The 22,173-nt window shown below is 63.4% G+C and carries 26 protein-coding genes, 1 other RNA gene and 1 riboswitch; of the genes, 13 read left to right on the forward strand and 14 right to left on the reverse strand.

Annotation, left to right across the window (positions count from 1 at the left end):
• Position 1: 1 nt before the first annotated feature.
• The 12 genes from rsgA (at position 2) to J5251_RS20550 (ending at position 10,053) form a co-directional block, all read left to right on the forward strand.
• A complete protein-coding gene (rsgA, locus tag J5251_RS17480) occupies positions 2 to 1,105 on the forward strand; it encodes a ribosome small subunit-dependent GTPase A (RefSeq protein WP_139004847.1) in 1,104 nt (367 codons plus the stop codon).
• 68 nt (positions 1,106 to 1,173) lie between these two features.
• Positions 1,174 to 2,061, forward strand: a complete 888-nt coding sequence (gene hisN / locus J5251_RS17485; protein ID WP_208574728.1) for a histidinol-phosphatase — start codon at positions 1,174 to 1,176, stop codon at positions 2,059 to 2,061.
• Between the two features lie 114 nt (positions 2,062 to 2,175).
• A riboswitch (SAM riboswitch) is annotated at positions 2,176 to 2,288 on the forward strand.
• A gap of 41 nt (positions 2,289 to 2,329) precedes the next feature.
• The gene (locus J5251_RS17490) at positions 2,330 to 3,709 is read left to right on the forward strand and encodes an aminotransferase class V-fold PLP-dependent enzyme (protein ID WP_139004845.1); all 1,380 of its coding nucleotides are present in this window, start codon (positions 2,330 to 2,332) and stop codon (positions 3,707 to 3,709) included.
• Positions 3,710 to 3,856: 147 nt separating this feature from the next.
• Positions 3,857 to 4,621 (forward strand): class I SAM-dependent methyltransferase, encoded by a 765-nt coding sequence (locus J5251_RS17495; RefSeq protein ID WP_139004952.1) that lies wholly within the window; start codon positions 3,857 to 3,859, stop codon positions 4,619 to 4,621.
• Between the two features lie 104 nt (positions 4,622 to 4,725).
• Positions 4,726 to 5,643 (forward strand): metal ABC transporter substrate-binding protein, encoded by a 918-nt coding sequence (locus J5251_RS17500; RefSeq protein WP_171059323.1) that lies wholly within the window; start codon positions 4,726 to 4,728, stop codon positions 5,641 to 5,643.
• A complete protein-coding gene (locus tag J5251_RS17505) occupies positions 5,640 to 6,419 on the forward strand; it encodes a metal ABC transporter ATP-binding protein (RefSeq protein ID WP_208574729.1) in 780 nt (259 codons plus the stop codon). The genes J5251_RS17500 and J5251_RS17505 overlap by 4 nt, the downstream gene beginning before the upstream one ends.
• On the forward strand, positions 6,406 to 7,299 hold the full coding sequence (locus J5251_RS17510; RefSeq protein ID WP_171059322.1) for a metal ABC transporter permease: 894 nt from the start codon (positions 6,406 to 6,408) through the stop codon (positions 7,297 to 7,299). The genes J5251_RS17505 and J5251_RS17510 overlap by 14 nt, the downstream gene beginning before the upstream one ends.
• Positions 7,300 to 7,307: 8 nt before the next feature.
• On the forward strand, positions 7,308 to 8,039 hold the full coding sequence (locus J5251_RS17515; protein ID WP_208574730.1) for a metal-dependent transcriptional regulator: 732 nt from the start codon (positions 7,308 to 7,310) through the stop codon (positions 8,037 to 8,039).
• The gene (locus J5251_RS17520; protein WP_208574731.1) at positions 8,036 to 8,497 is read left to right on the forward strand and encodes a fluoride efflux transporter FluC; all 462 of its coding nucleotides are present in this window, start codon (positions 8,036 to 8,038) and stop codon (positions 8,495 to 8,497) included. The genes J5251_RS17515 and J5251_RS17520 overlap by 4 nt, the downstream gene beginning before the upstream one ends.
• On the forward strand, positions 8,494 to 8,880 hold the full coding sequence (locus J5251_RS17525; RefSeq protein WP_348272939.1) for a fluoride efflux transporter FluC: 387 nt from the start codon (positions 8,494 to 8,496) through the stop codon (positions 8,878 to 8,880). The genes J5251_RS17520 and J5251_RS17525 overlap by 4 nt, the downstream gene beginning before the upstream one ends.
• Before the next feature lie 74 nt (positions 8,881 to 8,954).
• Positions 8,955 to 9,527, forward strand: coding sequence for a carboxylate-amine ligase (locus J5251_RS20545; protein ID WP_279633601.1), 573 nt, complete (start codon positions 8,955 to 8,957; stop codon positions 9,525 to 9,527).
• Complete coding sequence (locus J5251_RS20550; protein WP_279633602.1) at positions 9,475 to 10,053, forward strand: carboxylate-amine ligase; 579 nt, start codon at positions 9,475 to 9,477, stop codon at positions 10,051 to 10,053. The genes J5251_RS20545 and J5251_RS20550 overlap by 53 nt, the downstream gene beginning before the upstream one ends.
• 10 nt (positions 10,054 to 10,063) lie before the next feature.
• Here the strand turns inward: J5251_RS20550 and J5251_RS17535 are convergent, their stop codons facing one another.
• The gene (locus J5251_RS17535; RefSeq protein WP_171059321.1) at positions 10,064 to 10,738 is read right to left on the reverse strand and encodes an AfsR/SARP family transcriptional regulator; all 675 of its coding nucleotides are present in this window, start codon (positions 10,736 to 10,738) and stop codon (positions 10,064 to 10,066) included.
• A gap of 438 nt (positions 10,739 to 11,176) precedes the next feature.
• Between J5251_RS17535 and J5251_RS17540 the strand changes: the two genes are divergently transcribed.
• Entirely contained in the window at positions 11,177 to 11,548 is a 372-nt protein-coding gene (locus J5251_RS17540; protein ID WP_139004838.1) for a hypothetical protein, read from the forward strand.
• Between the two features lie 75 nt (positions 11,549 to 11,623).
• Here J5251_RS17540 and ssrA read toward each other — a convergent pair.
• From ssrA to J5251_RS17605, 13 genes are all read right to left on the reverse strand, one after another.
• Positions 11,624 to 11,993, reverse strand: a transfer-messenger RNA (tmRNA) gene (ssrA, locus tag J5251_RS17545).
• A gap of 180 nt (positions 11,994 to 12,173) precedes the next feature.
• A complete protein-coding gene (gene smpB, locus J5251_RS17550) occupies positions 12,174 to 12,650 on the reverse strand; it encodes an SsrA-binding protein SmpB (RefSeq protein ID WP_139004837.1) in 477 nt (158 codons plus the stop codon).
• A 76-nt stretch (positions 12,651 to 12,726) separates the two neighbouring features.
• Positions 12,727 to 14,202, reverse strand: a complete 1,476-nt coding sequence (locus J5251_RS17555; RefSeq protein ID WP_139004836.1) for a M23 family metallopeptidase — start codon at positions 14,200 to 14,202, stop codon at positions 12,727 to 12,729.
• 4 nt (positions 14,203 to 14,206) lie between these two features.
• Positions 14,207 to 15,121 (reverse strand): permease-like cell division protein FtsX, encoded by a 915-nt coding sequence (ftsX, locus tag J5251_RS17560; RefSeq protein WP_074701616.1) that lies wholly within the window; start codon positions 15,119 to 15,121, stop codon positions 14,207 to 14,209.
• A complete protein-coding gene (gene ftsE, locus J5251_RS17565; protein WP_208574732.1) occupies positions 15,118 to 15,819 on the reverse strand; it encodes a cell division ATP-binding protein FtsE in 702 nt (233 codons plus the stop codon). The genes ftsX and ftsE overlap by 4 nt, the downstream gene beginning before the upstream one ends.
• A 360-nt stretch (positions 15,820 to 16,179) precedes the next feature.
• A complete protein-coding gene (prfB, locus tag J5251_RS17570) occupies positions 16,180 to 17,295 on the reverse strand; it encodes a peptide chain release factor 2 (RefSeq protein ID WP_208574733.1) in 1,116 nt (371 codons plus the stop codon).
• A gap of 80 nt (positions 17,296 to 17,375) precedes the next feature.
• Positions 17,376 to 17,885, reverse strand: a complete 510-nt coding sequence (locus J5251_RS17575; RefSeq protein ID WP_208574734.1) for a Tad domain-containing protein — start codon at positions 17,883 to 17,885, stop codon at positions 17,376 to 17,378.
• On the reverse strand, positions 17,882 to 18,313 hold the full coding sequence (locus tag J5251_RS17580; RefSeq protein WP_208574735.1) for a hypothetical protein: 432 nt from the start codon (positions 18,311 to 18,313) through the stop codon (positions 17,882 to 17,884). Before J5251_RS17580 ends, J5251_RS17575 begins: the two co-directional genes overlap by 4 nt.
• Before the next feature lie 43 nt (positions 18,314 to 18,356).
• Entirely contained in the window at positions 18,357 to 18,767 is a 411-nt protein-coding gene (locus J5251_RS17585; RefSeq protein WP_208574736.1) for a TadE/TadG family type IV pilus assembly protein, read from the reverse strand.
• 1 nt (position 18,768) lies between these two features.
• A complete protein-coding gene (locus tag J5251_RS17590) occupies positions 18,769 to 18,957 on the reverse strand; it encodes a hypothetical protein (protein ID WP_244250966.1) in 189 nt (62 codons plus the stop codon).
• 100 nt (positions 18,958 to 19,057) lie between these two features.
• Complete coding sequence (locus tag J5251_RS17595; RefSeq protein ID WP_208574738.1) at positions 19,058 to 19,999, reverse strand: type II secretion system F family protein; 942 nt, start codon at positions 19,997 to 19,999, stop codon at positions 19,058 to 19,060.
• Positions 19,996 to 20,859, reverse strand: coding sequence for a type II secretion system F family protein (locus J5251_RS17600; RefSeq protein WP_208574739.1), 864 nt, complete (start codon positions 20,857 to 20,859; stop codon positions 19,996 to 19,998). The genes J5251_RS17595 and J5251_RS17600 overlap by 4 nt, the downstream gene beginning before the upstream one ends.
• The gene (locus J5251_RS17605) at positions 20,856 to 22,082 is read right to left on the reverse strand and encodes a CpaF family protein (protein WP_208574740.1); all 1,227 of its coding nucleotides are present in this window, start codon (positions 22,080 to 22,082) and stop codon (positions 20,856 to 20,858) included. The genes J5251_RS17600 and J5251_RS17605 overlap by 4 nt, the downstream gene beginning before the upstream one ends.
• Between the last annotated feature and the right edge of the window lie 91 nt (positions 22,083 to 22,173).

Here is a 22,173-nt window from a genome sequence, read left to right on the forward strand (position 1 = left end):
GGTGGTGCGCGGCAACCGTACGTGGGACGAGTCCGATGTCCGCATCCGTCCCAACAAGCGCGGCTCCCGTCCGCGCACCAAGGAACGGCCTGCCCACGAAGACGCCGTCATCGGGCGGATCATCACTGTGGACCGCGGCCGCTACACCGCGGTCGTCGATGAAGACACTGCACAGGAACGGGTGGTTGTCGCCGCCCGTGCCCGGGAGCTTCGTCGCAGTCCGGTGGTGGCCGGCGACTTCGTAGCGCTCGTCGGTGACATTACCGGAGAGCCGGACACTTTGGCCCGGCTGGTCCGGATCGAGGAACGCCGGACACTGTTGCGCCGCAGCGCCGACGATACCGACCCGGTGGAGCGGGTAGTCGTCGCCAACGCGGACCAACTGGTCATCGTCGTGGCCGCAGCCAATCCGGAGCCGCGCACCGGTTTTATCGACCGTGCCTTGGTAGCGGCGTACGACGCCGGTATCAGCCCGCTGCTGTGCGTCACCAAAGCGGACGTCAAAGATCCTGAAGAACTGCTCTCCAACTACCGGCACCTGGATCTGCCGGTAATCGTCAGCCGGACAGCCGGCACGGAGGGCTCCGGGGTGGATGCACGGTCCGCCGATGGGCTGTCCGCCCGGCTCGACCGTGACGCCGTGGCGGCGCTCCGGGGCTATCTGGACGGAATGGTCAGCGTCATGCTCGGCCATTCGGGCGTGGGCAAGTCCACCATGGTCAATGCGCTCACGGGAGCGGAACGCGCTACGGGGGGCGTCAACGCGGTGACCGGGCGTGGCCGGCATACCTCCTCCTCGGCGCTGGCACTGAAGCTGGCTGACGCTCCGGCGGGCAGCTGGATCATCGACACGCCCGGCATCCGTTCTTTTGGGCTCGCCCATGTGGACCCGGACCGGATCATCTCCGCTTTTCCGGATTTGGAGCCCGGGACAGCCGATTGCGAGCGGGGCTGCAAGCACGACGATCATGCCGTCAACTGCGGCGTGGACGCCTGGGTAGCGTCCGGACAGGCCGGCGAATCGGGCCCGGCGCGGCTGGCGTCGCTGCGCCGTTTGCTGGGAACGGAAGAACGCGCCCAAGCCAAGGAACTAGGGTTCCAGTAGCACCGCCGTCGTCGGCCGGGGACTTCACATCCCGCATCCGGCCACCGAATAAGGATAAGTTGAAGCCTATGACCCGTGACGTTCAAAGCTATAACGACGATCTGCGCCTGGCCCATGTGATGGCCGATTCCGTGGATTCGCAGACCATGGCCCGCTTCAAGGCGCTGGACCTGAAAATCGAAACGAAGCCGGATCTCACCCCTGTCACGGATGCGGACCGCGCCGCCGAAGAGGCCATCCGCGGCCAACTCTCCCGGGCCCGGCCGCGCGACGCGGTGCTCGGCGAGGAGTACGGCAGCAGCGGCCACGGCTCCCGCCGCTGGATCATCGATCCCATCGACGGCACCAAGAACTTCGTCCGCGGGGTGCCGGTCTGGGCAACCCTGATCGCGCTGGTGGACGAAGACCGGCCCGTGGTCGGCCTGGTCAGCGCTCCCGCTTTAGGCAAGCGCTGGTGGGCCGCGACCGGAACCGGCGCCTACATGGGACGGTCCCTGTCCGCGGCCACCCGCCTCCGGGTATCCAATGTCAACCGGCTCGAGGACGCGTCCCTCTCCTATTCCAGCCTCACCGGCTGGAAGGAACGGGGCAACTTCCCGGAGTTCCTCGGCCTCACCGAATCGGTCTGGCGTACCCGTGCCTACGGGGACTTCTGGTCCTACTGCATGGTAGCCGAGGGCGCCGTCGACATTGCCTGCGAACCGGAACTCAACCTCTACGACATGGCGGCGCTCGTGCCGATCGTGACCGAGGCCGGCGGACGGTTCAGTTCACTCGAGGGCGAGGACGGCCCCTTCGGCGGCAACGCGCTGGCCACGAACGGCACGCTGCACGACGAGGTGCTCTACCGGCTCAATCCCCTGTTGCGCGGCCAGCGTCCGGCCGCCCATCCGGAGGAGGCGCCCCTGCCGGAAACCGCTCCGGAGGCCTCCGCGGAGGCGGACGGCCTGCGCTGACGTAAGCCTTTGTGACGAATTACGACGGCGGCCGTCCCCTTTCCTGGGATGGCCGCCTTTTCGTTCCCGTAACAAAGATGCGGCCGCTCCGGCCGGACAATAATCTCGCTGGCAGGTCACGAGTGCCAGCGCTAAACCCCGGTTTGCTGGCCGGCAACCCTCCTGACGCGGCGGGGTGCCCCGGGTGACGACCTGGCCGTGCCTGACTGGCACGGCAAGCGCGGATCCGCTCTGCCATGCGCACGGATCCCTCACCAGATGAGGTCATATGAGTACCACTGTTATCGACTCCGCCCTGTCTCCCGAGCTCCTGGCAGCGGAACGACCGTTCCAGGAAGTTACCGGCGCAGAGCTCGCCGCTCCACTGCTGGACGGCGGCACCATCCGCTACGCCAATCTGGACTACGCCGCGTCGGCACCCGCGCTGGCTTCCGTCACCGCCTACCTGGAGCAACTGCTCCCCTACTACGCGAGCGTCCACCGCGGTGCCGGGTACGCATCCCAGGTCTCCACCTCCGTCTACGAGCATTCCCGCGAAGTCCTGCGTTCTTTTGTGGGCGGGCGGACCGATGACCTGGTCATCTTCACCCGCAACACGACTGACTCCCTGAACCTGCTCGCCGGCTGCATCCCGGCCGGCGGCGAAGTACTGTACCTGGACATCGAACACCACGCCAACCTGCTGCCTTGGCAGGCGGTACCGCACCGCAGCGTGGTGGCCCGGCCGAGTGTCGCCGCCACGCTCGAGGCCATCGAGGCCGAGCTGACCGCTGGCCAGGTGGCCCTCGTTGCCATCACCGGCGCGTCGAATGTTACCGGCGAGATCTTCCCGATTGCCGAAACCGCACGGCTAGCCCACCGGCATGGTGCCCGGGTAGTGGTGGATGCGGCACAGCTCGCCCCGCACCGGCGCCTCGACATCGCCCGGGACAACATTGACTATGTGGTCCTCTCCGGGCACAAGCTCTATGCCCCGTTCGGCGCAGGAGCGATCATCGGCCGGGCCGACTGGCTGGATTCCGGCACACCGCATTTGGCTGGCGGCGGCGCGGTGAAACAGGTCCGGCTGGACGGCGTGGTCTGGACAAAGGGGCCGGCCCGGCATGAAGCCGGCTCGCCCAATGTGCTCGGTGCGGCCACTCTGGCCCGGGCCGCCGAGCACATTGTGCAGCTGGATGAGGCTTCCTGGCAGCAACATGAGTCCGTGCTCCGTGGGTATATCATCGAGCGGCTGGAGTCGGTGGACTCGGTCACCGTGCACCGGATTTTCAGCGGCGACGCCACCCCGCTGGATGCCATCGGCGTCGTTAATTTTTCGGTGGCCGGATACGACGCGGGCCTCGTGGCGGCGTATCTTTCCGCAGAACACGGCGTCGGCGTGCGGGACGGCAAGTTCTGCGCCCATCCCTTGCTCAACCGCCTCGGCCTGCCGTCCGGTTCGCTACGCGCCAGCTTCGGGCTGGGTTCCCGCTTGGAAGATGCGGCCCGGCTCGCGGACGGAGTGGCAGCGCTGGTCCGCGACGGTCTGCGCCACGACTATGTCGTGGAGAGCGGACGCTGGGTTCCAGCGGTGGAAACACGGGCCTTCCCCGAGTGGGCACCGGCGACGCCGGGAACCGCCGGGGCGGCACCGTGCTCCTTGGACTAGGCCGTATCGCTGCCCGCCAGATGGAGCATGATCTAATTGACCCGTCGTTTGCAAAGCCGCCTGTGCAGCCGCACGGGCTGCCAGCGGCGTTGACAGGTCAATGAGAGGCCCCTGACAGAGGGCATAGGGTGCACGAGGAGTGTGGCAGTGGTTCGCGGCGGACCCCGGATGGATGACGAACGGCGCCGGGAGTTCGGCAGCAGCTTCCAGCAGGGTGGCGCGCATTATGACCGGGTCCGCCCCGGCTACCCCGATGACGCCGTCGATTGGCTAGTGCCGCCGTCGGCACGGGACGCCGCGGATGTAGGCGCCGGTACCGGAAAATATACGGCCGCGTTGCTTGCCCGGGGCCTGCGGGTGACCGCAGTGGATCCTTCAGCCGACATGCTGGAGCAACTGGCAACCAACTATCCCGCGGCCCGGATCCTGCTGGGGACGGCCGAACATACCGGCATCGCCCATGACGCCGTCGACCTGGTGACCGTGGCGCAGGCCTGGCACTGGGTGGACCAGGCGGCGGCCAGCGCGGAGGCTGCCCGGATCCTGAAGCCCGGGGGAACGCTGGGCTTGATCTGGAACCAGCTCGATGTCTCCATTCCGTGGGTCCACCGGCTCTCCCGGATCATGCATGCCGGTGACGTTTACCGGCCGGACTTCCGCCCCTTCATCGGTCCTGAGTTCATCCGGCATGAGGGCCACGAAACCCACTGGGCCGACCCACTGACGCCCGCCGACTTGCTGGAACTGGTCAAGTCGCGCAGTTACTACCTGCGGGCGAGCGAACAGACGCGCGCAAAAGTCCTGGCCAATCTGGACTGGTACCTGCATGAACATCTCGGCCATGACCGGGAAGAAGTCATCCAGCTCCCCTACTTGACCCTGACTTGGCGCGCAGTGACCGCTGACCGCTAAGTTCGAGGGTTTTGGTGTCAACGTTCCCCGCCGCTCCGCCCGGCAACCAGAAGAAATTTTTGCAGCACCCTATTATCCGGTACCCCTTTACGATAAATTTAGGCATGCCGAAAAAACTGTGGTCCATGCTGGCCGCCTTGTCGCTGGTCATGCTGACGGCCTGCGGTCCCGTGGGCAACGGTTCGGCGGCGGTCCCGGAGCCGTCCGACGAGCGCCCCATGGTGCTGACCACCTTCACAGTGCTTGCAGACCTGGTGCGTCAGGTGGCCGGCGAGCATGTGCGGGTGGAATCAATCACCAAGGTGGGCGCGGAGATCCACGGCTACCAGCCCACCCCTTCGGATCTGGTCGGCGCCCAGGAAGCGGACCTGATTCTCGACAACGGACTGGGTCTGGAGCGTTGGTTCGCGCGGTTTGTGACGGCGGTACCTGCCCCGCACGCAGTCCTGTCGGAGGGGGTCGAGCCCGTGGATATCCGTTCCGGAAACTACGAGGGCAAGCCCAATCCGCATGCCTGGATGTCGCCGGAGGCCGCCAAGGTCTACGTCGATAACACTGTTGTTGCCCTGAGCGAGTTGGATCCGGCGCATGCCGCGGACTTCAAGGCCAACGGCGAGCAGTACAAGGACCAACTGGACGGTGTTATGCAGGAACTGAAGGACGCTTTCCAGGACAGCGCCGCCGTTGCTGCCCTGGTAACCTGCGAGGGCGCTTTCTCCTATCTCGCCAGGGACGCCGGCCTGAAGGAGGCTTTCCTCTGGCCGGTGAACTCCGACGCCGAAGGCACCCCGCGGCAGATCAAAGACACGATCGCCTTTGTGCAGCAGAACCAGGTTCCGGCCGTGTTCTGCGAATCCACGGTAAATCCCGGCGCGATGGAACAGGTTGCTGCCGCGACCGGCGCCGAGCTCGTCACCCCGCTCTACGTCGATTCGCTGTCCGGTCCCGAAGGCCCGGTGCCGAGCCACCTGGACCTAATCCGGCATGACATCGCCCTAATCAAAGAAGGACTCGCCTCATGAGTGTGCATGAACTTCCCACCGGCGCCGACGCCATCACCGTGAGGTCGCTGCACGTGGCGTACAACGAGGTCATAGCCCTGGACGGCGTCACGCTGACTGTCCGGCCGCAGACCATTTGCGGGCTGATCGGCGTCAATGGGTCCGGCAAGTCCACGCTGTTCAAGTCCCTCATGGGCCTCGTCCAGCCGACCAACGGCAACGTGCGGCTTTTCGGCGTCGAACCCAAGGACGCGCGGAAACTCAACGTCGTCTCGTACGTTCCGCAGTCCGAGGATGTCGACTGGACATTTCCCGTGTCGGTCCGCGACGTCGTCATGATGGGCCGCTATGGCCGGCTCGGACCGGCTCGCCGCGCGCACCGTGCCGACCGGGAGGCTGTGGCGGCAGCACTGGAACGTGTTGGCCTATCGGAGCTCCAGCACCGGCAGATCGGCGAGCTCTCGGGAGGTCAACGGAAGCGGGCCTTCGTGGCGCGGGGAATCGCGCAGGATGCAGGACTGCTGTTGCTCGATGAGCCGTTCGCCGGAGTGGACAAGGGCTCCGAGGGGGCCTTGATTACCCTGTTCAAGGAGCTGCGGAATGAAGGCCGGACCGTACTGGTCTCGACCCATGACCTGGCCGGCATCCCCCAGCTCTGCGATGAAGCGGTCCTGCTCCACCAACGTGTGCTCGCCCATGGCAAACCCGAAGCCGTCCTGACCAACGAGAACCTCGCCCGGGCCTTCGGCACAGCCCTGGCCACCGCCCCGGAAGGAGCACATCATGGACGTCATTAATTGGTTGCTGGAGCCGCTGCAGTACGGCTTCTTGACCCGCGCGCTGCTGGTGACGCTGGCGGCGGCCGTGGTTTCGGCCGTACTGTCCTGCTGGCTGATCCTGATGGGCTGGTCCCTGATGGGCGATGCCGTGTCACACGCGGTGCTGCCAGGCGTCGCGTTGGCGTACATTGTCGGCCTGCCGTTCTCGCTGGGCGCCTTCATCTTCGGAGCCGGCGCCGTAGCGCTGATCGGCGCCGTCCGCTCCACCACGAAACTCAAAGCAGATACGGCCATCGGCGTCGTTTTTACCGGGCTTTTTGCCCTAGGACTGGCGATCATTTCCAAAACTCCGAGCCAAACGGATCTGCAGCACATCCTGTTCGGCAACGTCCTCGGGGTGAACACCGCCGAACTGCTCCAGGTGCTCGTGCTGGGTGCCATAACGCTGGCCGTGCTGCTCTACAAACGGCGTGACCTGACGCTGCTCGCGTTTGACCGGATCCATGCCCACGCCATCGGGCTGAACACCCGCTGGCTTTCCGCCCTCATGCTGGGCCTGCTGGCCCTGACCGTTGTGGTGGGCCTGCAGGCGGTCGGCATTATTCTGATGGTGGCCATGCTGATCACGCCCGGCGCCACTGCTTTCCTGTTGACCCGCCGCTTCGACACGATGCTGCTGATCGCAGCGTCGATAACGGCATCGGCCGCGGTTGCCGGCATTTATGCCAGCTACTATCTGGACATTTCCACCGGTGCCTCCGTGGTCCTGGCCCAGTCCGTGGTCTTCGTCGCCGTCTACCTGTTCTCCCGGCGCAACGGGGTAGTCTGGCAATGGCAGCGGCGGCGCAGCGCCAAGCGCCGGGTCTCCGAACAGCCGAGCATCCCCACGTCCGTCTAGAGAACAAGATGCCTCCCAACAAGCACAGTCCCGCCCTCAGCAGCAGCTCCGCCAGTGTCCAGGACTACGTCAAGGTGATCTACTCCTTCACCGAGTGGCAGGACGAACCGATTAGCTCGTCCCAGCTGGCCAATAAGCTGGGCGTCGCCAACTCCTCGGTGTCCGAGATGGTGCGCAAGCTCGTCGAGCTTGGGCTCGCCATCCACGAGCCGTACAGCGCTGTGGAGCTGAGCGACGAGGGCCGCCGGCTTGCTCTGGCCATGGTCCGCCGGCACCGGCTGCTGGAGACCTTCCTGGTCCAAGAACTTAACTATGCCTGGGACGAGGTCCACGACGAGGCCGAACTGCTCGAACACACCGTTTCGGACACGTTCATCGAACGGCTGTCCGCCAAACTCGGCTATCCCGACCGGGACCCGCACGGCGATCCGATTCCGGATGCGCACGGCGCAGTAGACATCCCGCAGGCACACCAACTCGCCAGTCTGGATGCGGGCCATACGGGCCGGATCACCCGCATCAGCGACGCGAACCCTGAACTCCTGAGGTTCCTTAGCGCAGAGGACATCGGCCTGGATGATCGCGTGGAGGTCATCGGCCGCAAGCCGTTCGGCGGTCCTCTGGCAGTCCGCGTCGGCACCGCCGGGCGCAACCGTGAGCTGGATCTAGGCGACGAGGCCGCATTGGCACTGTGGGTCTTCAGCGACATACCCCACGCTGGCTGCGCCCTCACCGCATGAGAACGACGCCGGGGGCTGACCTCGAGCGGCCGGGAAAACCTCCGCTGCCGCCCGCCACTGTGTGGACGGCTGTGGCCGTCGGCGGATTGCTCGGCACCGAGGCGCGCTACGGCCTGGGGCTGCTCTTTCCCGAAGACGGCGGTATTCCGTGGACCACACTGGCGATCAATGTCACAGGTAGCCTCCTGCTGGGGATGGTCACAGCCTTCTGGAAGGAAAGACCGGGCGCTCCGGTCTGGCTCCATGCCGGGCTTGGCCCCGGTCTGTTGGGTTCCTTCACCACGTTTTCGGCCGTCACCATCGCCATCGACCAACTCGCCGCTGCCGGCCGTCATGATGTTTGGCTGGCGTATCTGGGACTGTCCCCCGTCGCCGGACTCGCCGCGGCCGTGGCCGGTCTGGTGCTCGGCCGAGTGCTTGCGAGGCGCGCGGCCCGCTCAGGGGACGGACAGCCGTGACCGCTCTGGGCGCGTTGCTGGTAGGTGTCTTCGGCATGGCGGGGGCGGTGGCCAGGTTCGCCGCGGATAATCTGTTCAGCCGGGCCGCTGACTCCCGGACCGCGCGGATGGCGTGGCCGTGGTCAACCTTGCTGGTCAATGTAGCCGGTTCGTTCATTATCGGGCTGGCCGCTTCAACGGCTGCGCAGAGTTCGTTGGCGGAGCCATGGAGCACGGCGGTAGCGGCGGGACTGGCCGGCGGCCTGACCACGTTCAGCTCCTGGACGGTTGCCACCGTCAGACTATGGGCAGAACGGCGGCCCGTAGCCGCCGTCGTCAATCTTGCAGCCAATCTGGCGCTGGGTCTGGGAGCGGCCGCGTTTGGACTGCTGCTGCTCAGATGAGAGTGCTGTCATCAGCACACTGATAATTTGGGTAAGCTCAGGTTTGTCCGTTTCAGGCTAGGGAAAGGCGTTTAATGGCAACGCTGGGAATTGAGGAAGAGTACCTGCTGCTCAATCCGGCCACGGGACTGCCCGAAGCGGTCGCAGACAAGGTTGCGCAGAACCTGGAGTCCCTGCAAGTGGCCCGCGGAGACATCCAGCGGGAGCTGCTCAATTGCCAGATCGAGACCGCCACGGCCGTCTGCTCAACACTGACCGAGGCAGAGGAATCGTTGCTGAACTTCCGCCGCCAGCTGGATACCGCGGCGCGGAAAGCGGGCGTCCGTGCGGCCGCCACTGGCACAGCAGCGCGGATCCACGAAGACTACCCGGAGCTGACGGACAAGCAGCGCTACCACGACCTCAAAGCAAGCGCCAAAGGGATTGTCGCCGACCAATTCGTCAATGGCCAGCACGTACATGTTTCAGTCCCGGACAAGGAGTCGGGCGTGCAGGCCTTGAACCGGATCCGGCCCTGGTTGCCGGTCATCGTGGCGCTGAGCTCGAATTCACCGTTCTGGTTGGACCGCGACAGCGGGTTCGCCAGCTGGAGGATTGTGCACTACCGCCGTTGGCCCGTCCAAGGCTGCCCCCCCGCTGTTCGCTGATGCTGCGGATTACGAGCGGCGGATCCAGCGGTTGGTGGAAACCGGAGTTGTGATCGACCGGGGCGTCCTCACCTGGCTGGCGCGCCTCTCCGACCGCTACCCCACGTTGGAAGTGCGCGCGGCCGATGTGCAACTGGAAGCCCAGGATGCAGTCCTCATCGCCGCGCTGATCCGCGGACTTGTCGTCACGGCCCTCGCCGAAGCAGAGGCCGGTAAGGAGTTCCCCGACCTCGACGCCGAACTCCTTGACGCGGCCGTCTGGCAAGCCGGAAGGCAAGGGCTGGCCGATAAGCTGATCGACCCGTTCTCCGGACTTCTCCTGCCCGCACGCGATGTGGTCAACCTGCTGGTTCGGCGCATTCGGCCTGCCCTTGAGGAAGCCGGCGACGCTGAGTGGGTGGACGCTTCTCTGGAACGCTTATGGGCCGACGGCATCGGTGCCGAACGCCAACGGCGGGTCATGGCAGCTGGCGGAATGCCGGCGCTGATGGATCTCTACGCGGGCTCGCTGACCGCCGAGGCTTGAGCGCCGCGGGCTATCCGCGGCCACCGCTCCGCCCCAGTTGCTGCTCGCCATCCGACCCTTCCACAAGCGAACTGATCAAGTCCGAAATGATTGGCGAGGGAGCAACGCCGAATTCCTGGCGCAGCCTGATCCGGAAGGACTGGTAGGCCCGCAGCGCTTCCGCATTGTTTCCCTCTGCCAGGTAGCACTGAAGCAGTAACCGCTGCGCACTCTCGCGTAGGGGCTCTACGGTCGTCGCTGCGCGCGCCGCTTCCATCGCCGGATCGATTCTGCCCAGCAGCAGAAACTGCTTGGCCAGCCGTTCAAGCACCGACAGCCGTAGTCGCTGCCACCTCTCCTGCTCGGAGATGACCCAGTCTTCGTACCAGCCCGGCAGCAGTTCGGCATCCTGTACCGCCTCCAGCAGGCTCTGCTGGAGGCCGGGATTGGCATGTTCCTCCAGACGGGCTGCCTGCGCCCTGAGATCGCGGACGTCAACGCTGACGTGCTCGTCCAAGTCCAGCGGATCCTGGGTCGACGACAGGAGTTGTGGCAATGTCCGGTTAACCAGGAAAACACTCTCCCGAAGGCTGCCCGCGGCCTGATGCTCGGAGCTGTCCGGCCACAGCAATCCGGCCAAAAAAGTACGGGACTGCCTGCCGTACAGCGCCAAGGCCGCAAGAAGGCGCTGCTGGCGCAGAGCCACTTTCACAGGTTGACCCCCGCGATGCAGTTGCCAGCCCCCCACAAGGCGTAAATCCCAAGGTCGATCGGTAGCCATAGCCGCAGTGATCCCCACAGTACACTCCCCACAGAGCCAGCCGGACTCTCCGGCCCCGGCTCCCCTCGCGGGCCCCACCGCTTGGAGTCTTCAGGATCGCTAATGCGCGCGGCAGTGTCAATGAATCGGACAAACGGTATCAGGAAAGCTAAAGGTCCAGGCAAGAAATCAAGACCCAGGGGCTTGTCACTAAATGGAAGCTGTCAGCTCGGAGGCGTCATGGGCTGACGGTCGGCCCATTGATGGCGAATGCCCGGTCATGCGGCGACACCGGCGACAAATCGGCCCACTGGCGGGGAAGTAGTATTTCCCGATCAGTTTCGAATCGGCGCTAATGGAGGCGTTGGCCTATTGTTGATGACGATGATTACGAGACGAGATGCAGCCTTGGCCCTTGATATTCCGCTTGAGATGGCCCGGCGGCACGGCATACCTTCGCGGCTCAGCGAGGAGGACCTCGCCGAGATTGTGGCTAATCCGCCGCAGTGGCTGCTGCAGTCCCGCGCCAACCGCACAGGCAAGAGGCCTGTCTGGGTTGAATTACAGTGCTATGTCTGCGGCTTTTCGGAGGCGGCGCGGCCAAAGAAGTGGTGGCCTGAGTTCACATACGTCATCTGCGAATTCCACGACCCGCAAGAGCTGCCCGAACTCGGGGCCGGGATGCGCCGAAGCGAATTCGATGGTGTGGGCAGCCGCTTCGTCGGCATAGTCGAGGATCCTGTAGACGGTTCCTGACGCCGTCCTGATCAGCGGCCAGCATGCTTAAGCGACAAACAGGCCGGAAGCGTTATGCCTCCGGCCTGTTTCCGTTGGTGGAGATGGGGGGAATTGAACCCCCGTCCGATGTTGCGTTGCCAGGACTTCTCCGGGCGCAGTTTGCTTCGGGATTTCTCGGCCCCAGCCATCCTGCAAACAAGTGGCTGACCCGGGCCCAGCCGTCTAAAAGTCCCGGACACTCCAACGGCGAAAGTGTCCAGCAGTGGCCCTCTAAATGACGCCAGAAACCGGGTCGAGAGCGTACCCGGACTGACGGACTATGCCCGCTGCTTAGGCAGCGAGAGCGAAGTCGTGCTGTTTAGATTCAGCAGTTATTTTTTTGCAGAGAGCGTTAACGAGATAGCCCTGCATCCTCGGCCCGCTTCCCCTGGCGCGACTAACATCGTCGAAACCTGTCATCCCCATATTGAATTACCAAACCGGTGGTTCACACCGGACTATCTATTCTAACCACAACATCCGCGATTGTATTCCCCGAGGTCCCTGCTGCTTTATGGCCCTGCGGGCACGGGCTGATTTACGCTCTATGTAGGCATGCCGGCGACTGAAGGTCTCGCTCACCGAGGTTCCGGATGAACGCTGGTCAGGCAGAGCCGCGGTTGCGCTCACGCATGGCACGTAGCGCTTCACGCTTGTCCTGCTGTTCCCGCAGCGTCTGGCGCTTGTCGTAGTCCTTCTTGCCGCGGGCAATTGCAATTTCCACCTTCGCCCGGCCGTCGTTGAAGTAAAGCTGAAGGGGCACAATCGTGAAGCCGGACTCGCGGATCTTGTGTGAGATCTTGTTCAGCTCTTCGCGGTGCAGCAGGAGTTTGCGTCGACGCCGGGCGGAGTGATTGGTCCAACTGCCGTTGAGATACTCCGGAATATAGACCGCTTCCAGGTACAGCTCATCATTGTAGAAAACGCAGAATCCATCGACCAGGGAGGCTCTGCCCTCGCGCAGCGATTTGACCTCGGTCCCCATGAGCGCCATACCGGCCTCATAGGTATCCAGAATGTGATAGTCATGCCGGGCCTTGCGATTGGTGGCCACTACCTTCCGACCACTTTCCCTGGGCACGGGGCGACTCCTTCAGGTTCAGATCCTCTTGGTTGAAAATATCCAGTATACCGGCGTGGAACAAATCGCTCGCTGGCTACAGCAGGCCCATAGGGTTCACCAGCGAACCGTTCAGGATGGTTTCAAAGTGCAGATGGCATCCGGTCGAGTTGCCGGTTGTTCCAACGTAACCGATGACCTCCCCTTGGCTGACCCTCTGGCCCACGGACACGGCGGACCGAGTCAAGTGGAAGTAGTTCGTCGCTAACGCACTGCCGGACACTACCCCATGGCTGATCACTACCATGTTTCCGGCCGCACCGCCCCACCCTGACGTCCAAACTTCGCCGCTGGCAGGCGCGCGCACCGGGGTGCCGCAGGCTGACCCATAGTCCAGTCCCGTGTGCATGTAACCGCCGGAACCACCGAAATCGATTGTGCCGGCAGGTGTAGCCCTCCACCCGTAGCCGGAGGTCACCGGGCCGGACACCGGAGAGGCCAGACCGAACGAGGACGACTCGCTGGGCGCGGCGGGCGGTGGTTCGACCGTGGGAACAATTTGCGGGACGGGCTGGTTGGCTGCCGCGGCAGCCGCCTTCGCAGCCTTGATCCGCGCTTGCTCCTTCTCCCAGGCCGCTTGGGCCGCCTTCCGCTCGGCTTCTTCCTTCCTGCGGCGTTCTTCGGCTTCGCGTCGGAGCCTTTCCTGCCGTTCGGCGATATCGGCCTGCACCTGCTGGTGCTGTTTTTCGACGTCAGCCAACTGCTGCTGGATCTTCGGTTTCTGGGCCTGCAGTTTGTCCGAAAGGGCGGAGGTATCCGCGATCAGGGTGTCCACCTTCTCCTTCTCAGCTGCGGCCTCATCCCTGGCAGCCTGCTCGGCAGCCAATGCCTCTTCGGCCTGCTGCTTGAGGTCCCGGATTTCTTCCTCGACCGCCTCGAGGCGGGCCTTCGAGTTCACGTTCGTAGCGTTCTGCTGGGAAAGCTTGTTCAAGGCGGCGTTCTGGCTCCGCAAGGCCTGGTCCGCCAAACCGATAGTATCGGCCAGGCCAGAGTCACCCTCCGAGCCGAAGAACAGCGTCAGGTTAGACGGGACCCCACCTTGCTTGTACGCCTGGGTGGCGATCTGCCCTATGATTTCCCGGGTTTCAGCGAGCTCTTCCTTGTCGTCATCGAGCTGCTTATTAATGTTGTCTTTGGTCTGCAACGCCATGTCCACGCGCTGCGCCAGGGCGGCGACTTTGTTCGCCGCTTCCTCGACCCGTCCCTGTGCATCTGCCAGTTTCTGCTGGGCCGCGGGCAACTGGCTCTGGTACTCCTTGAGCTGCTTTACCGTCTCTATGATGTCGGCGTCCAGGAACTCCAGTGAATGCTCAACTTCGGCCATTTCCTGCTCGAGCGCTTCTTTGCGATCGTCCAGTCGATCCGCCTGTGCCGGACCTGCGGTGCCGAGAGACAATGCCAGGAAGGCGGCCAGCGCGGCGCTGATAATCCCCTGCGGCAGACACGACTTCCTACCCGCGTGTAAACGGTTCACTGTCCGGTTCCCCAACCTGTTGTTCTGCTCAGTAGACATGATTCTAGACCTTCAAATAGCGTCGGAGGGTAAGAAGAGAGGAAATTCCTGCCAGCACGGTTCCGAGCAGGATCAGCGCAGGTGCGATCAGGAGCACCGATCCCTCCGAGATGAAGGCCGTGTCCGGATATTGCTGTGCCAGCCAGTCGCCAATAAAGAACCGTGCCACTGCCCACAACGTAACCGAGGCCAGCAGTGCGCCGATGACGGCGGCGATGACGCCTTCCAGCACAAACGGCAACTGGATCACCGCCTTTGAAGCTCCTACCAGACGCATGATGCCCGTCTCGCGACGTCGGCTGAACGCCGAGAGACGGATGGTCGTCGCGATCAGCAGGATCGCGCAGACAATCATGATGGCGGCGATACTGACCGCCACGAGGGAGGCTATATTCATCACGCTGAAGACTCGTTCCAGAATCTCCCGCTGGTCCACAACAACTTCGACGCCGGGCAACGAGGAGAAGATCTCGTTAATGACCTCGTACTTTTCCGGATCCACGAGGCTGACCCGGAAGGACTCCGGCAGCTGATCCGCGGTTACGGAATCCACAATCGGCGAGTTGGCGAACTGGTCGCGGAAGTGTCCCAACGCGTCCTCTTGCGACTCGTACAGGTAGGTGTCCACGTACTGCGCGACAGCAGGCGACTCAAGCGTGTTTTTGATTTCCGCTCGCTGTTCGTCGGTTACTGGTCCAGAGGCACAGCTTGCAGCCGTCGACGTATCGACGCAGAGGAAAACCGCGACCTGGACCTTGTCGTACCAGTAGCCCTTCATCTGGTTGATCTGCAGCTGGAGCATGCCGGCAGCCCCGACGAACGTCAGCGAGATGAAAGTGACCAGGATGACGGAAACGACCATGGAAAGGTTCCGGCGCAAACCGGAACCGATTTCACCAAGGATGAATGCGAGTCTCATTTGTTATCACCCTGGGCGCCAACGTAGATGCCTTCGGCTTCATCGCGGACCAATACGCCGTCGACCAGTTCGATCACTCGCTTGCGCATGTCGTTCACGATCACGTTGTCGTGCGTCGCCATGACGACGGTGGTGCCGTTTTGATTGATGCGGTCCAAGACCTTCATGATGCCCATCGAGGTGGTGGGATCAAGGTTTCCGGTCGGCTCGTCGGCCAACAGGATACCCGGCTTGTTCACGATGGCCCGGGCAATAGCCACGCGCTGCTGTTCGCCGCCGGAGAGCTCATGGGGCATACGGTGGTCCTTGCCTTCCAGGCCGACCGTCTTGAGAACTTCGGGAACCGTCTCGCGGATCATGGCCCGGCTCTTGCCGATCACCTGCATGGCGAAGGCAACGTTGCCGGCTACGGTCTTGTTCGGCAATAGCCGGAAATCCTGGAAGACAACGCCGATGCCGCGACGCAGCTTGGGCACCCGCCAGCTTGGAATGTTGGCGACGTTCTGGCCGGCCACGTAAACGGAGCCACGGGTAGCCCGGTCCTCTTTGAGGACCAGCCGGATGAAGGTGGACTTCCCTGATCCCGAAGCTCCGACCAGGAACGCAAAATCCCCGCGGTCCACTTCAAGGCTGACCGTGTCCAGAGCGGGTCGTGTGTTCTGGTCGTAAATCTTAGTGACGTTGTCGAATCTAATCATGACTACTTCGTGCCCAAATACAGCTGCCGACGGCTCGGGCCTATGGTTGAAGGAAAAATCATCGGCGTACTGACTATATGCAGTACGCCTTGGGATTTACCTGCAGGCCCCTGGCGGGCGTGTCGTTCAGGCAAGGCCAGCGACAGGAAGCCGGGGTAGGTGATGCACCCATCCGCGTGGCATTCTTCCTTGTGACAGCAGGCGCGGAATGAACGTCTCTCCGGCAACGGCGCAGGCGCTTCGTTCCACCACAATTGTATAGTGATTCATGTCACCCTTGGTCCTGGCATTGGCCGGAAAATACCGGTTTCCCCCAGCCTGCGACTGGGATCCGGGCCGGCTCCGCCGGTACGGTCGGGGCTAATCCGCCGCGTTTCGGGTGTTAGCACGCCAGCGGATACCGGCGTCGATAAAGTCATCAATCTCACCGTCGAACACGGCGGACGTATTGCCGACTTCGTGTTCGGTGCGCAAGTCTTTGACCATCTGGTACGGATTGAGTACGTAGGAACGCATCTGGTCACCCCAGGATGCCTTGACGTCCCCAGCGAGGGCCTTCTTCTCCGCGTTTTCTTGCTCTTTTTTCAGCAGCAGCAGCCGGGATTGCAACACGCGGAGCGCGGCGGCGCGGTTCTGGATCTGCGATTTCTCGTTCTGCATCGAAACTACGATGCCGGTGGGAAGGTGCGTCAGCCGCACGGCCGAGTCCGTGGTGTTCACAGACTGCCCGCCCGGTCCGGAGGAACGGAAAACATCGACCTTGATCTCGTTGTCCGGAATCTCAATGGAGTCTGTCTGCTCGATCAGCGGGATCACCTCGACCGCGGCAAAGGACGTCTGGCGCCGGCCTTGGTTATCGAAAGGACTGATCCGTACCAGGCGGTGGGTACCGGCCTCGACCGATAAGGTACCGAAGGCGTAAGGTGCTTTGACTTCGAAGGTCGCCGATTTCAGCCCTGCTTCTTCGGCATAGGATGTGTCCAGTACCGTCGTGGGGTACCCGTGGCGCTCCGCCCAGCGCAGGTATAGACGCATGAGCATTTCCGCGAAATCCGCCGCATCAACGCCACCGGCACCGGCACGTATGGTGACAACAGCTTCCCGCTCGTCGTACTCGCCCGAGAGCAAGGTGACGACTTCGAGCTGGGCGAGCGCTTTCTTCAAGGCCTCCAACTCGTTGGCTGCTTCCGCCATCGAGTCGGCGTCGTCCTCGCCCTGGCCCAGCTCAACGAGCACCTCCAGATCGTCGATCCGTGCCTCGAGTTTTTCGAGCCGTTCGAGATCTGACTGGCGGTGCGAGAGCTTTGACGTGATCTGCTGCGCAGCGGCGGGATCGTCCCAGAGATCGGGCACGCCGGCCTGCTCGCTCAGCTCTGCGATGTCCTTGCGGATGGTTTCGACATCGGTCACTGCCTCGATGGAGTCATAGGTGGCGCGCAGGGCGCGGATTTCTGCGGGAAAGTCGATCTCAGCCATGGTTCTCCAAGCCTACGCCATGGTGGGAACGCCGATGCGCTTCCCGACGCGTGGCATCCATTCAGCGCTGGCACCTGATATCAGCGGCGCAGCTCCGAACGGGCATCACTGGACACGGTGATCGGCACACCTGCCGGGATCAGAAAGTTCACGATGGGCGGATGCACCACGGCGGAGAGGACCACATGGGCAGTGCGGCTCTCCGGCGAACCAGTGCCTGGGTTGATGGACAGACCGTCGAACCGGCCCGCTGCACCGGTATCCGCAAGGTAGCGTTGAACGGTGCTGTGGACGGCACCGTCGCTCAAGGTTGGAACGGGAGCACCGGCAGAGCCCTGGACATCAGCAAGCGCAAAAGTGTCCGCTGCGGCCAACGAGGCACCGTCCGCCACCGAGAGCAACTTCTTGCGCTCTACGTACACGGCAGACGCAGCCATGACCACGGTGAGTATCAGCAGGCTCAGCATCACAAACCCGATGATCAGGACCGCTACCTGGCCGTCATCGTCCCGCGCATTCCGCCCGTAGCCGCCGAGGCCCGCCGGGGTGCGGCACCCGATGAAGCGCCTCCTGGCTCCGGGCGGATTCATCCGTAACGCTCGACGATCTGGGTGGCGGTGGCGGTCACTGTGGCGAAGGACAGGTCCACCCCCGACATCAGCGGCAACGGCACCTCCAGGGAGACGTTGACGGTCACAGTTGAACCTGGTTCGAGACATGCGCCGCCACCGCAGCCGATAGCCATTCCGAGATCGCCTGGCCCAAAGCCGAAATCCTGTACGGAAAGCAGTGCTGCCTGTTCAGCCTGGCCATGAGCGGCCGCGGGTGTGTCTGCTGCGACAAAAACCTTTGCTGCATGGTCGGCGGCGCTGACGACGGCGAAAGAGCCGCCCTGAACCTGAGCCACCGCGATGACGAAGTAGACCACGGGTACGAGCAGCAGCGCGCCGAGGAAGACGAACTCCACAAGAGCACTGCCCCGCTCCGCAGGATCGTAAGGACCTGCCCCCGCTGCCAAGCGCCGGCGAAGTTTGTCCCGCCACCCCGACAGCCGGCATTCGCTACCGCGACAATGCAGCATGGCCCTCCACCTCCATTCCGCCCGCAGGACCAACCAGCCCGACTGCTGGCAACGGCGCGTTCACCGTCACACGAAGTGTCCTGATTCCCCCACGCTGGATCTCTTCCACCTGTACGTTCCTGGCATAGGCAGAGTTCAGGGAACCGGTGATCAGGGATACTGTGCGACCCCGGGCGTCTTCAGGCCCGCGGTCTGCCAAGGCACCGTAACGGGCCCCGGAACCGGCGGCATCGATCAAGGTGTTCCGCACATGCAGAACAAGGGCCAGCTGCATGATCGAGACGAAGATCAGCGTCAGCACACCGCCGACCAATACGAAGTCCACAACCGCTGAGCCACGTTCGCAGCGAAGACCGCCCGGAGCGCGCACCAGCGTTATCAAGCGGCGCATATCAAGGCTGGCCGACGCGTCCCATGGCATCGTTGAAAAGGCCCTCGAGCGCGGGCTTGGCAATGGCGAGGATCCCGGCGACAAGCACGGCCGACATTAGTGTGATCATGACCCACCCGGGCACATCGCCACGCTCGGGGTCCTCGCCGGACACGACCGTGCGGAACCGACCGGCGAGCTGTGCCAGCATGATCGACAGCAGTACAGCTGCTTTCAGAGTGAAGGAATACTTGTTCATTTTCCGCCTTCTTTACCTTTGATCCGTTGTGAGATTCTCCTTGGTTGCACCTTCACCAACCCAGATTGATCAGGGCCAGCCCCGGATATACAGCGAACAGGACTGTGAGGGGCAAGACACCGAACACGAGTGGAACCATCATGGCGATTTCCTTTTTGCCCGCCGATTCCATGAGGCTGCGCTTGGCCATATCCCTGACGTCCTGTGCCTGTGCACGAAGCACATCCGCCAGCGGCGTACCTCTTTCCACTGCCACCGTGATGCCGTCAACGAACCGCACCAAGGCCTGCAGCCGGCTCCGGCGCGAAAAGTCCTGCAGCGCCGCCAGCAATGGAGTCCCCGACCGGGTATCTGCCAGGACGGTAGCGAATTCGTCGGCAAGTTCGCCGTGGGCGCTGCGGCAGATTCGTTCGAGCGCACCAGTGGTGCTCTCCCCCGCGCTGACGGCCAACGCCATCAGTTCCGCCAAACTGGGAAATTCGGCCAGCATCTTGGTTTCCCGGCGCTGTATCTGGACAGTCAGCATGTAATCGCGCAGCAGGAATCCGCCCGCGGCAAGGCCGATTGTGAGAACGATGCCCGTGATGGGATCCAGCCCTCCCCCTGCCGCTGACACCAGGGCCAGCAGAATTCCGACGGCTAGTCCCAGGACCGCCCACAAGAGTTGTTCCGCCCTGAAGTCGACGGCCGTCTGGCGGCGCCCGGCCTGCGCCAGACGCTTGGATAACACGGTCATCCCCAAGTTGAATCTGCCCAGCCAGGAAACGGCGTCGAGAAGGACCGGCCGGATAATGCGTTCCAACGGGCCGAACGGGGTCACGTTGACAGGTCCTGCAGTCAGCAGCCTGGACTGGACGTCCACCGATTTCAGCTGAGGTGCGATCCTGTCGACGAACCGTGTCCTGCGCATAAATGGTAGCCGCGCCAGGACCAGCCACAAGCCGGCGCCCAGGCCTGTCCCCGCGAGGACGCCCATGGTCATTAACTGCGTCATTTCATCACCCGTTCGTCTTCGGGTAAGGCACCGATGCGAAGCATCAGCCGGTAACAAACCAAAGACACGACCAGACCGCCGAGCAGTACCATGGCCCCCGTCGTCGAGTTATAGGCGGTAACAGCCTCGGGCCGCGTAGCCAGCAGCATCAGGATGATCCATGGTGCGGCAACTGCCAACCTCGCGGCGCTGACTGTCCATGATTGGCGGGCCTCCAGCTCGCTTCTGGTGCGCGCGCTGTCGCGAAGAAAATCCGCCAGGGTACCCAGCAGCCTGCCCAGGTCGGAGCCGCCCACCTCCCTTGTCATTCTGAGTGCTTCGATGATCCGGTCTGCGACTGGATCCGCGAGCCGATCCTTCAGCCGCTCCAACGACTGGTCGAAGCGCCCTCCGGCCCGGTAATCTGCCCCGAATTCGACGAACGCCGGACGCAGCTCCACCGGTCCCCGGATCCCCAGCTGTACCAGAGCCTCCGGCAACGAGAGGCCGGCACGAATGGCGGAACGAAGGTGGTCGACTACGTCCGGCCAGATTTCGCGCATCGCCGCCACACGGCGTCTCGCGCGCCACCGCACCAGCACCAACGGCAGCCATCCGCCAAAGAGCGCGAAACAGCTCGCGATCGGAGGAGATTGCGTAATCACCCAAATCAGCAAGAAGGTAAACACGGCTGTTCCGGTACAACTGGCAATAAGGCCGTGGACAGAAACTTTCTCAATACCCGATTGATTGATGACCTCCTGCAAGCGGGTGAACCGTGGGTTGCGGGGGCTCTTGGGAGGCGGTTCCGGCAACTCCCAGCAGGACCACCAGATCAGGAACAATCCGAACCCGCCGACTAGGCCGGTGGCAGCAGTCATGACATGCCACCGAGCAACTGCATGACGTTGTACCCGGCACGGGCGAGTTTGTCCTCTCCCGGGCTGGCCGAACCGCTGGCCAGCAGATCTCCGTCCTGCCGGCTGAAAAGAGTTGATGTCTCGATAATGCCGTTCTCGACTCGGCGACCGAGCGAGACTATTTCGGCAACCTGCCGGTGGCCGGAGGCACTGCGTGTACAGTGCACGACCAAATCAATGCAGGAAGCCACCGTCGGCAGGACGAAGGCACTGGAGATATTCTCGCCAGCTAACAGGGGCAGTGTGCAAACCTTCGTGATGGCGTCATGGGCACTATTCGCATGGATGGTGCACATCCCTGGCATGCCGCTATTCAGGGCAATGAGCATGTCCAGGCTTTCGGCTTCCCGGACTTCCCCCACGATCAGGCGGTCCGGCCGCATACGCAGAGCTTCCTTGACCAAGCGCCGCAGGGGGATTTCGCCCCCGCCCTCCAGATTCGGCTGGCGGCATTGCAGGCCGACCACGTCGCGTAAGGGCAGCTGAAGCTCGAAAATTTCCTCGACCGTCACCACGCGCTCGCGGCTGCCGATGCTTGCCGCAAGGCAATTGAGCATCGTCGTCTTACCCGCCTGCGTTGCCCCGGAAACCAGGATGTTAAGCCCGCTGGCTACCGCGGCTGAGAGGAACCGGGCCGCCTCCGGCGAGAGCGACCCCAGTTCCACCAAATGGTCCAGTTTCGACGCTCGGGCAATGAACTTACGGATGTTGACGGCCCAGTGCCGTTTGGTGATATCAGGAATGACCACGTGCAGACGCGAGCCATCGGGCAAGGCCGCGTCAACGAATGGCGACGACAAGTCAAGCCGCCGGCCCGAGGACTTGAGCATCCTTTCCACCAGGTCCCGTACCTGCTGCTGGCTCAGCGTGACCGAAGTCAGCTCGGATTCCCCGCCGCGCGCAACGTACACCTCGGCCGGGGAGTTGATCCATATTTCCTCAACCGAGGGATCATCCAGCAAGGGCTGCAGTGCGCCGAACCCTGCGACCGCATCAAAGACGTACTTCCTGGCAAAGTCAAGGTGCCCTAGCGGCGGCAGCGTCCCCAGCAGGGACCGCTCGTCATAATCATTGACCGCGGCCTCCACCAGGCGGCGCACTTCCCCGCCCTGGTGTGCCGGGTCGATGCCCCTGCGGCGGATGAGCTCACGCACCTCATCTTCGACAATGCGGATAGCGTCCATGCGTATCCCCCTGGCGCGCAGCGCCGTCCTGACGCCGGAACTTTTGAGACTGTTTCCGCCGTCGGTGTACGTTTTCTCTCCCGAGAGTAGG

The sequence above is a fragment of the Arthrobacter crystallopoietes genome (assembly GCF_017603825.1).
In the GTDB taxonomy this organism is placed as follows: Bacteria; Actinomycetota; Actinomycetes; order Actinomycetales; family Micrococcaceae; genus Crystallibacter; species Crystallibacter crystallopoietes_B.